This is a genomic window from Sphingobacterium zeae, assembly GCF_030818895.1.
GTDB lineage: Bacteria > Bacteroidota > Bacteroidia > Sphingobacteriales > Sphingobacteriaceae > Sphingobacterium > Sphingobacterium zeae.
Window position 1 is genome coordinate 879,082 of the sequence record NZ_JAUTBA010000001.1, and the last position, 13,376, is coordinate 892,457.

General features: G+C 40.9%; 11 protein-coding genes. 1 reads left to right on the forward strand and 10 read right to left on the reverse strand.

The window, feature by feature from the left end; all coding sequences use genetic code 11:
* Positions 1-258: 258 nt before the first annotated feature.
* Complete coding sequence (locus QE382_RS03715) at positions 259-2,661, forward strand: S9 family peptidase (protein WP_307184731.1); 2,403 nt, start codon at positions 259-261, stop codon at positions 2,659-2,661.
* Positions 2,662-2,774: 113 nt separating this feature from the next.
* Here QE382_RS03715 and QE382_RS03720 read toward each other — a convergent pair whose 3' ends face one another.
* The 10 genes from QE382_RS03720 to QE382_RS03765 form a co-directional block, all read right to left on the reverse strand.
* Positions 2,775-3,290, reverse strand: a complete 516-nt coding sequence (locus tag QE382_RS03720) for a DUF2911 domain-containing protein (RefSeq protein WP_307184732.1) — start codon at positions 3,288-3,290, stop codon at positions 2,775-2,777.
* Between the two features lie 70 nt (positions 3,291-3,360).
* The gene (gene ilvA / locus QE382_RS03725; RefSeq protein ID WP_307184733.1) at positions 3,361-4,608 is read right to left on the reverse strand and encodes a threonine ammonia-lyase IlvA; all 1,248 of its coding nucleotides are present in this window, start codon (positions 4,606-4,608) and stop codon (positions 3,361-3,363) included.
* A 277-nt stretch (positions 4,609-4,885) separates the two neighbouring features.
* A complete protein-coding gene (locus QE382_RS03730; protein ID WP_307184734.1) occupies positions 4,886-5,911 on the reverse strand; it encodes a 2-isopropylmalate synthase in 1,026 nt (341 codons plus the stop codon).
* A gap of 123 nt (positions 5,912-6,034) precedes the next feature.
* The gene (gene leuB / locus QE382_RS03735) at positions 6,035-7,108 is read right to left on the reverse strand and encodes a 3-isopropylmalate dehydrogenase (protein ID WP_307184735.1); all 1,074 of its coding nucleotides are present in this window, start codon (positions 7,106-7,108) and stop codon (positions 6,035-6,037) included.
* Positions 7,109-7,193: 85 nt separating this feature from the next.
* The gene (locus QE382_RS03740; protein WP_307184736.1) at positions 7,194-8,672 is read right to left on the reverse strand and encodes an ATP-binding cassette domain-containing protein; all 1,479 of its coding nucleotides are present in this window, start codon (positions 8,670-8,672) and stop codon (positions 7,194-7,196) included.
* Complete coding sequence (gene leuD / locus QE382_RS03745; protein WP_307184737.1) at positions 8,666-9,256, reverse strand: 3-isopropylmalate dehydratase small subunit; 591 nt, start codon at positions 9,254-9,256, stop codon at positions 8,666-8,668. Before leuD ends, QE382_RS03740 begins: the two co-directional genes overlap by 7 nt.
* Positions 9,257-9,334: 78 nt before the next feature.
* Positions 9,335-9,811, reverse strand: coding sequence for a PEGA domain-containing protein (locus QE382_RS03750; RefSeq protein WP_293883949.1), 477 nt, complete (start codon positions 9,809-9,811; stop codon positions 9,335-9,337).
* Between the two features lie 34 nt (positions 9,812-9,845).
* On the reverse strand, positions 9,846-11,243 hold the full coding sequence (leuC, locus tag QE382_RS03755) for a 3-isopropylmalate dehydratase large subunit (RefSeq protein WP_307184738.1): 1,398 nt from the start codon (positions 11,241-11,243) through the stop codon (positions 9,846-9,848).
* 132 nt (positions 11,244-11,375) lie between these two features.
* Positions 11,376-12,857 carry a ketol-acid reductoisomerase gene (gene ilvC, locus QE382_RS03760; protein ID WP_209578167.1) on the reverse strand — a complete coding sequence of 494 codons (1,482 nt, stop codon included), beginning with the start codon at positions 12,855-12,857 and terminating at the stop codon, positions 11,376-11,378.
* Positions 12,858-12,902: 45 nt separating this feature from the next.
* On the reverse strand, positions 12,903-13,367 hold the full coding sequence (locus QE382_RS03765) for a DinB family protein (protein ID WP_307184739.1): 465 nt from the start codon (positions 13,365-13,367) through the stop codon (positions 12,903-12,905).
* Positions 13,368-13,376 lie beyond the last annotated feature (9 nt).

Here is a 13,376-nt window from a genome sequence, read left to right on the forward strand (position 1 = left end):
CATTTTCCTGCTATGCGGTAGGTCGACTTTTCCACATTTTGGGTAAAAGTTTAACAGAGCATGCGTTTGTAGCGGGTTGTTATGATCAAGTCGTTGATTTTGTGTGTTTTAAAAATGTGGATAACTTTAAATTGGTAATTTTTACCCCTTTTTTACAAATGATTTAAGTTTAATTTTAGTGTCATAAAAAAGCTACAGATCTTGCTTCGTAATGAATATTTTATTAGTTTATTTTGTCCTAATTTGAAAAATAAATTTATGAAGAAACTATTCTATGGTCTCTTGCTATTAACTTCACTACAAACGAAAGCGCAAGAAAACATTACCTTTCAAAAGCCCTCTACTGAAATTCTGACGTTAGCCGATTATGTACGCCCTCCTCAGCTGAAAATTTCAGGCGATAAAAATTGGATGCTTTTTACATTTCGCCCGACTTATAAAAGTCTGGCCGAATTGGGGCAGGAAGAAATGAAACTGGCGGGATTAAGGATTAATCCGAAAACATATATGGAGAGTTCAACGCTCTTTTACGATAAGATTACCTTAAAAAAAATAGATCAAAATGTTGAATATACTGACTTTTCCGGGATGCCAGAAAATGCGGCACTATCCAACTTTGCGTTTTCTCCGGACAATAAGTATTTGGCATTCAGCAATAGCAATGATAGCGGGACAGCTTTATTTGTTGTTGATCTCGCTACGCGGAACGTCAAACAGTTAACCAATTACAATTTGAATGGGACAATGACAGCACCTTTTCAATGGTTGAAAAATTCGTCAGGTTTAATGATCACCAGTCTGCCGCAGGATAGGCCTGCACTGTTGGATCCTTCCAAAGATTTGCCGAAAGGACCGGTTGTTTCAACAAGCGATGGAAAGGTTTCCCAGTTGAGAACGTATCAAGACTTGCTGAAGAGTCCATTGGACGAGGCAAACTTTGAAACATTGGCGCAGTCGAATCTGCAGCTTGTGGATCTTGACGGCAAAATTTCGCCTTTTAAAGACAAAGCCATTTATACAGGGATCAGCTTTTCCCCGAATGGCGAATATGTGATGGTATCGACGATCGCGAAGCCCTATTCGTATGTGGTTCCGCTATCATATTTTCCGCAAAAAGTACATATCTATGATCGTACTGGCAAAGAAATCACTCTTGTTAATGAGACTCCTTTGACGGAAGTCATGCCGAAAGGGTTTTCGTCGACACGCTCAGGAAAGCGGGCCTGGCATTGGCGGAGCGACCAACCCGCTACGTTAGCTTATGTGGAAGCAATGGACGGCGGGGATGCGAATAAGGAGGCGGAGTTTCGGGATGCCTTATATACCTTGTCATACCCTTTCAAGGGGACGGGAAAGCTTATTTTCAAAACCAAAGACCGTTATGCAGGTGTCGTATGGGGCAATGAGAAGTATGCTTTGATTCATTCGCAATGGTATGATACTAGAAATAGGAAAACTTTTGTGGTTAATCCTTCCACGGGAGAATCCAAACTGCTGCACGATCGGAACAGTCAGGACGTGTATAATGATCCTGGAGACGTGTATACGGAAAGAAATAGCTTAGGCACATACTCCATGTATATAGATAAGGATAAGGTTTTATTTGTGGGCAAGGGGTTTACGAAAGATGGCGAGTTCCCCTTTGTGGATGAGCTCAATTTACACTCTTTAAAGAAAAAGCGAATATACACTGCAGCAGCATCCGCACTACAAGAACGTATTATCCAAATAGTGAATCCCAAAACAGAGGATTTATTAATTTCGCTTCAATCAGCATCGATATACCCCAATTATTACATGAAAAATATGAAATCAGGGAAACAGTCGACACTAACAGCTCTTGAAAACCCGTTCAAATCCTTGGAAAAAGTTCATAAAGAGATTTTGAATTACAAGCGTAACGATGGGGTAGAGCTTTCGGGAACGCTTTATCTGCCTGCAGGTTATGATTTTAATAAAAAGGAAAAATTACCATTGCTCATGTGGGCTTACCCAAGGGAATACAAGGATAAGCATACGGCTGGACAGAGCACGGCCAACCCTAAGGAGTTTACATTCCCAAGTTATGGTTCTTTTATCTATTGGGTATCTAAAGGGTATGCTGTATTGGATAATGCTGCCTTCCCAATTGTTGGAGAAGGGACAAAAGAACCGAATGATACTTTTATTGAGCAACTTGTGGCCAATGCTGAGGCAGCAATCGATGCGGTAGACCAGCTGGGCTATATCGATCGAAAAAAAGTTGCGGTAGGCGGGCATTCCTATGGTGCATTTATGACAGCGCATTTGTTGTCCAATTCCAAATTGTTTGCAGCGGGAATAGCACGCTCCGGAGCATATAATCGAACCTTAACACCATTCGGTTTTCAAAGTGAACAGCGAAACTTCTGGGATGATCCCGCATTGTACATGACCATGTCTCCTTTTATAAGTGCCGACCGGATGAAAACACCACTGTTATTGATTCATGGTGGAGCAGATAATAATCCCGGGACATTTACTTTGCAGACCGAGCGCTATTTCCAGGCGCTAAAGAATTTGGGAGCTCCTGTGCGGATGGTAATTTTGCCGCGTGAAGCGCATGGGTATGTTGCCAAGGAAAATATCTTCCATCTACTGTGGGAGCAGGATCAATTTTTGCAAAAATACTTGAAAAATTAGCTGTCTAGCCGAAACTATTGGGATGTGCACAATACGGTGTTTTTATAAAAAAGGGACTACTATCAGTCCCTTTTTCTGTGCAATAAATTTTGATTGACTGTAAAGCATCGTAACTATTTGCTGGCTTTAACCGTAAAGGGTACCACATATGCTCCCCACGCCAACGAGACTGTTCCCTGTGGACTTGCATCGATCTTAAATTGTTCCTGTGAGGTGCTTGCTGTTGCATTACTGACGGAAATGTTTAAGGCGTCTTCTTTGGAATCATATTTCGTTCCCCACTGATTCCAAATTTTATTGAACATGATCGTTGTTTCATGTTCACCAGGGATACTGTAAAGACTATATTTTCCAGCTGCCAATTTCTTGCCTTCAACCAACACATCTTTATCGAATTCGATCGTGGTAGCTTCATTTGCTCCCGTTCGCCATACTTTTCCGATAGGGGCAACATCGACACCCAGTTGACGGCCTTTCAATGATGGACGGCTGTAATTGATGTCGATTGTGATACCATCGACCGTAGTCACCTTGGTGTTATCAGGAGGACTTGGCCGTTTACTTTTGTCTGTCTGCGCAAAGGTAAGCTGACCTATTAAGGTCAGAATTGCTAAAATTACTACTCTCATATGTGCTTATTTTTTTGATTAAACAATTAAATATAAGATTTTTATGTGATGAAAACTTTGCTTTTTATTTTTATACCAAATACTCGAATAACGTTTGGTCTTTATTGATCTCAATGACATCAAACTTATATTCTTTCATGCGTTCAATTAATGTTGTATAATCTTCGGGTTTGTTGAGCTCGATGCCGACCAGCGCGGGGCCCCTTTCTCGTTCTGTCTTTTTGATAAACTCAAATCGCGTAATGTCGTCTTTAGGTCCCAATACTTCGGATACGAAAAGTTTTAATGCGCCAGGTCTTTGTGGGAAACGAACGATGAAATAATGCTTGTAACCTTCGTAAAGTAAAGACAGTTCTTTGATTTCACTCATGCGGTCAATATCATTATTTCCACCGGATATGATACAGACGACTTTCTTTCCTTTAATTTCATCTTTGTGAAACTCAAGCGCTGCTACGGAGAGTGCTCCCGCAGGTTCGACGACAATTGCATCCTTATTATATAGTTCTAAGATACAGGTACAGATTTTTCCTTCGGGAATAGAGCGCGTATCATCCAGCAGTTGTTTAGCGATTTCGAATGTTGTGGCACCGATTTTTTTAACAGCTGCCCCATCAACGAATTTGTTAATATGTTCAAGTTCAATCGGTGCGCCATGGGTCAGGGCAGCTTGCATAGAAGGGGCACCTTCGGGTTCTACACCATAACATCTAATGGCTTTGTTTTTATTTTTAAGGTAATAGCTAGCACCTGCAGCCAGACCGCCACCACCAATAGGAATAAACATAGCGTCCATATCCGGTAGATCCTGCAAGGCTTCAACAGCAACGGTGCCCTGACCTTCTACAATTTTGAGGTCATCAAAAGGAGGAATAAAAGTCATGCCGTACTCTGCAGTATAAGCCAGCGCAGCCTTTTGGCAGTCGTCAAAGGTGTCGCCGGTTAAGATGATTTCTACATTGCCATTGCCCCACATTTCGGTTTGCGAGATTTTCTGGCGTGGTGTCGGGCCGGGCATAAATATTACTCCTTTGATATCGAGCTTATTACAGGAAAAAGCGACGCCTTGTGCATGATTACCTGCGCTTGCGCATACAACGCCAAGCTGCCGCTCTTCTTCTGTAAGTGAAATAATCTTATTATAGGCTCCCCGTAACTTGTACGAACGTACGACCTGTAAGTCTTCTCGTTTGAGGTAAACTTCGGCGCCATATTTTTCGGATAAATGCCTGTTATACTGTAAGGGGGTGCGATTGACCACAGACTTGATGCGTTCAAGCGTGGCCTCGGAATCGATATTTAAGGTTGAAAGATTCATTGTTAGAGGATTGCCCAGTTAAAGTAGGTAAGAAAATGCAGATACCCGCTGTTATACTAAAGATTCTACCACTACTGTATGTTTAAATATAGTTGATTTTTTTTGAAGAAAAAAGGCTGCATGAGCAGCCTTCCTTTTCTAGATTTTTTCTTGGACGAGGCTTTTTAGGTCATCATCGCAAATATTTTTCTTTTCGTCGGCCAGAACCAAAAAGCGTTGATAGCAATCTGCTAGATCGTCTTTTTCAAGGTGAAATCCTAAGCGCTCTAAATGATGTTTAAGTGCATGTCTTCCAGAACGGGCCGTTAAAATTGATGTCAGCTTCCAACAAACCAACATCTTCTGGTCTAATAATCTCATAGTTTTCGCGATGCTTTAAGAAGCCATCCTGGTGGATCCCTGAGCTATGTGCAAAAGCATTGCGACCTACGATAGCTTTATTTGGCTGCACAGGCATATTCATCATTTCACTTACCTTGCGGGATAAGTAGGTAAACATGCGGCTATCAATATTCGATGTTAAACTTCCAAATGCTTGCTTGTGTACCTTAAGGATCATAGCCACTTCTTCCAGCGATGTGTTACCAGCACGCTCACCGATACCGTTTATTGTACATTCTACCTGACGGGCACCATTTTGTATCGCAGCGACGGAATTTGCCGTTGCGAGTCCCAAGTCATTGTGGCAATGTGCAGAAATGATCGCTTGATCGATATTGCTTACATGTTCTTTTAGATACTTGATTTTTGATCCATATTGATCCGGTAAACAATAACCGTTTGTATCGGGGATATTAACGACAGTAGCTCCGGCAGCAATGACCGATTCCACCATTTTAGCTAGAAATTCTAAGTCTGCGCGACCGGCATCTTCTGCATAAAACTCGACATCCTCTACATAGGATTTAGCATGTTTTACAGCGGAAACAGCGCGTTCTAAAATTTCTTCCCGTGTACTATTGAATTTATATTTGATATGCATATCCGAAGAGCCTATACCCGTGTGGATGCGCGGGCGTTTGGCATATTTTAATGCTTCGGCAGCTACATCAATATCGTTTTTATTGGCACGGGTCAATGCACATATAATGACATCGTTCACGGCTTTGGACAATTCTACCACCGATTGAAAATCACCGGGGCTAGACACTGGGAAACCAGCTTCGATAATATCAACGCCCAGTTTTTCTAAGTCCTTTGCGATCTCAATTTTCTCTGGAGTAGTTAATTGGCATCCGGGTACCTGCTCGCCATCACGCAATGTGGTGTCGAAGATGTAAAGATGATTAGGATCGTGTAACATAATTTCTTAATTCAAAAGATTTATAAACTAAATATGTAAGAAGCAATGCATTTAAAGTGCCCGAGCAAAGGCTTGTGGCATCTGATTCCCAATACTCACTACTTCATTACTCATATCTCAATACTATTTAATAAACTCCAATACTTTTTGCCCCATTTCTTGGGTGCCTAAAATTTTTGAAGCTTCTGTGCTACTGTTTGCAATGTCACCGGTTCTCCAACCAGCTTTTAATGTTTCAGCTACAGCATTGGTAACCGTTTTAGCTTCCTCCTGTAGGCCAAAGCTAATATCAAGCATCAAGGCTGCAGATAATATTGACGCAAGTGGATTCGCTTTATTTTGACCAGCGATATCGTGCGCAGAGCCATGTATAGGTTCGAAGAAGCCTGTACCATCGCCTACTGAAGCGGAAGCCAACATACCCATGGATCCTGCAATTTGCGAAGCCTCGTCTGTTAGGATATCACCAAAAAGATTGGCGGTTAAAACAACATCAAACTTCTTTGGATTTTTGACCAATTGCATCGCGGCATTATCAATAAACATGTGCTCTGTTTCAACATCTGTATACTCTTTTGCAAGTTCTTGTACAACTTCCCTCCAAAGACGCGACGTTTCTAGGACATTAGCTTTATCAACAGAACATAATCTTTTATTACGTGTACGCGCTGCCTCGTAAGCTTTACGTGCGATACGTTCAACTTCGTAACGGTGGTAATTCATTAGATCTGAGGCAAAAGTGTTGTCCTCGTTTCGGTTTTTCTCGCCAAAATACACATCGCCTGTCAATTCACGGAAGAAAAGGATATCTGTCCCTTGAAGTATTTCTGGCTTTAAGCTTGAAGCATCCAATAATTCATCAAATAATAATATTGGGCGAAGATTAGCATACAGACCCAATTCTTTACGGATTTTTAGTAAGCCTTGTTCAGGTCTAACTTTAGCCGATGGATCATTATCATACTTGATATGGCCAATGGCTCCAAAAAGGATTGCATCGGAAGCTTTTGCTTTCGCTAATGTCTCGTCAGGTAGTGGATTACCTGTAGCTTCGATTGCGGTATGGCCCATGATTGCTTCATCGAAGCTGAACTCATGACCATAATTTTCACCGATTTTTTCTAGCACTTTTTTACCCCAAGTGGTTACTTCTTGGCCGATGCCATCTCCAGGTATGATTAAAATATTTTTTTTCATTGTTTTATAACTATTGAGCCGTTAGTCTCTAAATGCTAACCGCTAACATCTATTTTCTATTCTAGCTGGACGTTTTCCACATTTCTTATGTGGAAAACGCCTCTTTTTTGTGGATAACTTTGGTTATCGCTTTCACTTCTCCCTTTTCCAACACCATTTTATTATCAATGCAAGTTGGTAACTGAGCGTGGAAATGCCCTACGTAGATGAGGGTTTGGCCGCTTTTACTCAGATCATCGATGACGTCGTTGAAATACTGTGTCTGCTCTTTGTCCAGCCCCTGACATGGTTCGTCCAAAATCAGCAATTCAGGATGTTTCACGATCGTGCGGGCCAGTAGAGCCAAACGTTGTTGGCCCAGGGGTAATGATCCCAATGTTTTATGTTTAACCTCTTTGAGGTCAAAAAAATGAAGAATTTGCTCCAGCTTCTGCTGTTGTTCAAATCCTAATCGCTGATAGAGGCTCATGGAATTAAAGAATCCCGAAGCGATGGTCTGTCCAACGTTGGCATTCATATCGTAGTACCAATGTAATTCTGGCGATATGATCCCCAAATGTTCTTTGATGTCCCAGATACTTTCTCCAGATCCTCTTTTTTGACCGAAAAGATAGATGTCATTGGCATAGGCCTGGGGGTGATCACCATTGATTAAACTGAGCAAGGTTGATTTTCCAGAGCCATTATGACCTTGCAGTAACCACTTTTCACCAGCTTTTACCTCCCAGTCTATGTTTTTTAGAACTTGTTTCTCTCCATAAGAGATATTAATCTTGTTCATTTTTACCATGATCTGAGAAGAAACTTCTGGTGCTCGTTGCAGAAAATAAGGCAGTGCCTTTCGCGTCCGGCGTAACCCTCTGGACAGTTCCTCGCTACGTTGGCGAATAACGATCTTGCCCTCCTGAATTTCTGCGAAGCGATTGATGCAGCTGGGGTATTCTTCATCATTACTAATAAGCAACAACGTCACTCCTTTATTGGCCAGCTGATCAAAAATGCGATTGAGGTCTTGTCGAGATTGTACGTCTAAACCCGTATAAGGTTGATCAATGATAAGGACCTCAGGTTCGCGCCATAGCGCCTTGATCAATTGTAGTCTTTTATGCTCCCCACTGGAGAGTTCGATCAACTGTTGATCTTTGAAATTTTCAAAACCAAAAATTGTCAGATAGTTGCGTACGTCGTCAAAAGAGAGTTGTTCCTCCTGTGCAAAATGTTTCAGCTCTGCAAAAACAGTTAACGTATCGTTTTTTGCGAATTTGTTGTACCGCTGTTGATAATAAAAGTTGCGGTCGCCTTCCAGATTGGTAAACTGAAACCAATTGGAAACATAGTGAATTTTTGCTGAAAGGGGATTGTTGGAACCGAGCTTGAATTCGATTTCCCCTTCATATTTTAATTGACCGGAAATTGCTTTTGCAAGCGTTGTTTTTCCGGTACCACTCGGCCCCCCTAAAATCCATTGTTCACCCTTAAAGATTTGCCAATTTAAATCTTGCAATACGATATCTCTACCGTACTGAACAGTTAAATTGGCAATATGGACGACAGGATCTACCATTGTCTGTTTGCTTCAAATGCTTCGATTGAATCTTTTTGGTTTAGGATAAAGTCGATGTCATCATATCCATTGATCAAGCATGACTTTTTATATGGATTGATTTCAAATTCAAATTGATCGCCTGTTTCTGTCAACATGATCGTTTGTTTTTCAAGATCGACGATAATTTCGGTATCAGGATTTTGGTGTACCAATTCGAATATTTTTCCTAAAAACTCTTCTGTAACTTGAATGGGCAAAACCCCATTGTTTAGCGCATTTCCTTTGAAGATATCTGCAAAGAATGAACTGATAACAACGTCAAAACCATAGTCTTGAATAGCCCAGGCAGCGTGTTCGCGACTAGATCCACAGCCAAAGTTTTTACCCGCAACCAATATTTTTCCCGAATAGGTCGGGTTGTTCAATACGAAATCCGTTTTGGGCTGATTGTCTGTATCAAAGCGCCAATCACGGAATAAATTATCTCCAAATCCTTCGCGCGTTGTCGCTTTTAGAAAACGCGCTGGAATGATCTGATCGGTATCAATATTTTCAATAGGTAGTGGAACTACCCGTGAAGTTAAAGTTTCAAATTTTTTCATTTTTTCAAAGTCAAAATAAAAAACGGAGCTGAGTCTATTAGCCCTCCGTTTTTTATCTATTTTATTTTTTGTCGAACGTTAATTGTTCAAAACCTTTTCTCTTTGCTTTTCATACTCCTCTTTGGTAATGAGCTTGTCATCGTACATCTTTTTTAGCTCTTGTAATTTAGCTGATAATGATGTGTCTGTTGACTCTTTTTTTGCTCCGCTACCTAGAGGTATCAATTCATACGTATGTTGCTCTTTATATTTCATGGTCCATAGAAATGGAACAAGTACAAATATCCCCCCGATAATGGCACCGACGTCAGCTTTTTCATTTCTAGAAAAACTGGTAATAAAAGGCTCATAACCTTCTTTTTCTATTTTCAAATCAGTTGTGCTGCCAACGATTTTGGTGTCTTTATAAGAATACGGTGTTGTACCCGCATACTCTCCTTGAATATAAACTTTTGCTCCAACAGGATTGGATTGAATCAATGTTTTGCTCGCACAACTGGTAAAAAGTGTAGCCCCCGCTAAGATGATAGATGTGATTTTAGTAGTACTTTTCATTTTTAGATTAATATATTTTACGCTTTAATTTTTTTTAGATCAACTCTCTCACATCTGTTACTTTACCTGTTACTGCTGCAGCGGCTGCTGTCAGAGGGGATACCAGCATGGTACGTGCATTAGGCCCTTGACGTCCTTCGAAGTTTCTATTTGAAGTCGAAACGCAATATTTGCCGGCAGGTATTTTATCTTCGTTCATTCCTAAACATGCGGAGCATCCAGGTTCGCGTAGTTGGAATCCCGCTGCTTCAAATATTCTATCCAAGCCTTCTTCTTTGGCTTGTTTTTCTACTTGTTTTGAGCCTGGTACAATCCATACTTCAACGTCCTGTGCTTTCTGCTTACCCTGTACGAATGAAGCAACTTCACGTAAGTCTTCGATACGGGAATTGGTACAACTTCCGATGAAGACGTAATCAACACGGTTGCCTAATACTGTTGAATCGTCTTTAAAGCCCATGTAGTCTAATGCTTTTTGATACGATGGTCTTTCTGATTCTGGCTGAGCAGTAGTTGCTGGAATATGTTCTGCAATTCCCATTCCCATCCCGGGGTTGGTACCGTAAGTAATCATGGGAGCGATATCTGCCGCATCAAAAGTCAATACTTTATCGAAAATGGCATCGTCGTCGGAATATAATGTTTTCCAGTAGGCTAGCGCTTTATCCCATTCCTCTCCTTTCGGAGCGAACTCACGCCCCTCTACATAATCAAATGTAATCTGATCAGGTGCAATTAACCCTCCGCGAGCCCCCATTTCAATGCTCATATTACAGATGGTCATACGCGCTTCCATACTTAACGAACGGATTGCTGAACCCGCATATTCGATAAAGTAACCTGTACCACCGGCAGCAGATATTTTGGAGATGATATATAGGATGATATCTTTTGCTCCAACACCTTTTTGAAGGGTACCGTTGACTTCAATTTTCATTGTTTTTGGCTTCGACTGCAATAGACATTGGGTAGCGAAGACTTGTTCAACTTGAGAGGTTCCGATACCAAAAGCAATAGCTCCAAAAGCGCCATGTGTTGAGGTATGGCTATCGCCACAAACCATCGTTTTGCCCGGTAAAGTGATACCCAGCTCGGGACCAATAACATGTACGATACCTTGGTAGGGATGTCCCAAACCGTATAATTCAATACCAAATTCAGCACAATTTTTGGTGAGCATATCAACCTGATAGCGCGATAGTTCTTCTTTGATTGGTAAGTGCTGATTAAGTGTGGGTACATTGTGGTCGGCGGTAGCTACCGTTTGTTTTGGACGAAAAACTGGGATTCCTCTCTTACGTAGGCCATCAAAAGCTTGAGGTGAAGTAACTTCATGAATTAAATGGGTGTCGATATATATAATATCCGGGAACCCTTCCTCACGCTTGACGACGTGTGCATCCCAAATCTTTTCTACTAAAGTTTTTGACATTTTTTATTCTCTCTTATGTTATTTTTATATTAACCAAGGTGATATTGTAAATGTCTCAATATCACCTTGGTTTCAATATACTAAATTACGAAATTTTCATGATTCTGAAGCATGTATAATTCCGTATAAACTTTAAACAGTTTTGATCGCTTTCATTGCGGTCATCGCTTTACGCAATTTGCGCCCAACAATTTCCACGGGGTGGTCGCGTAAAATTTCATTGATAACAACTAATTGAGCATTGTCCACTGAACCATCCCGGCCTTCGTTAAAGTTTTTACCGACTAAATCAGTATCTACAGTTTTCATAAAGTCTGCCAACAACGGTTTACAAGCCTGATCGAATAGGTAACAACCGTATTCAGCTGTATCAGAGATGACGCGGTTCATTTCGAACAATTTCTTACGGGCGATTGTATTGGCGATCAATGGTGTTTCATGCAATGATTCATAGTATGCCGACTCAGGCTTTATACCCGCTTCAACCATCGTTTCGAAGGCCAATTCAACACCTGCACGGATGAAAGCAACCATTAGCGTATAGTTGTCGAAGTATTCTTGTTCGTTGATTTTAACATCACCAGCAGGTGTTTTTTCGAATGCCGTTTCACCCGTTTCAGCGCGCCATTTCAATAGGTTTGCATCACCATTAGCCCAATCTTCCATCATGGTCTTGCTAAAGTGACCTGACATGATATCATCTTGATGTTTTTGAAACAATGGACGCATAATATCTTTCAATTCCTCAGAGATTTCAAAAGCTTTCACTTTTGCTGGGTTGCTTAAACGATCCATCATGCCGCTTACACCACCGTGCTTTAAGGCTTCTGTGATCACTTCTACGCCATATTGTACCAATTTTGAGGCGTATCCTGCTTCAATTCCTTTTTCGATCATTTTATCGAAAGATAAGATCGAACCTGTTTGCAACAATCCGCAAAGAATCGTTTGCTCACCCATCAAATCTGATTTTACTTCAGCTACGAATGAAGATTTCAATACACCTGCTTTGTGACCACCTGTTCCTACACAATATGCTTTTGCTTCAGCCCAGCCTTTTCCTTGTGGGTCATTTTCAGGGTGAACAGCGATTAGGGTAGGTACACCAAAGCCACGAAGGTACTCTGCACGAACCTCAGATCCTGGACATTTTGGCGCAACCATAATGACAGTAATATCTTTACGGATCTGCATACCTTCTTCCACAATGTTGAAACCGTGTGAATACGATAATGTAGCGCCCTCTTTCATCAAAGGCATTACGGCGTTGATAACTGAAGTGTGTTGTTTATCTGGAGTCAAGTTGATGACTAAATCTGCAGTGGGGATCAATTCTTCGTAAGTTCCTACATTAAAATTGTTGTCCGTAGCATTTTTCCAAGAATCTCTTTTTTGTTCAATAGCTTCTTTACGTAATGCATAAGAAACGTCCAGTCCGCTATCTCTTAAGTTTAAACCTTGGTTCAAGCCTTGTGCTCCACATCCTACGATTACGATTTTTTTACCTTTTAAAGCATTTACGCCATCCGTGAATTCGGTGTTGTCCATGAATTCAGCGTGACTTAATTGTTCTAACTGCTCTCTAAGCGGTAAAGTGTTGAAATAATTTGCCATTGTTTTACTTTCTTTCTGTTATGGGTTGTTGATTATTTGTTTTAACTATTGTACTAATCTGCGTTGCGCCATTGCATAGCCGAAATGAACATTGTCGTGTCCAGATGTCAGGGCAATAACTTCTTCAATGGTTTCCATTGGATAACCATAGGTTGCTGTTGAAAAGGAAGTGATTTCTCCAAAGACACCATTGTCATAATCGGCGGCAATTTGCTCAATACTGCGGATGGCGATTTCTTTTAATTCATCGATCTCCGCTTGTTCAACAAAGCGGGTCGGTTTGGTGTCTTTTTTATAATCTTCGTTATACTTCACCCAAGCCGTATCGGCTTTAATTCCTGTACGCACATAGATTAAGGTCTGGGTACTGACAACGATATGCGCAAAATTCCAGATGATATTGTTGTTAAATCCTACAGGAATTTTGTTAAGCTGTTCTATAGAAAGGCCTTCAATTAATTCAATGAATTTTTGACGTGACTTTAAGATAAATTTAAATGTTGCTTGCATGATATTTTT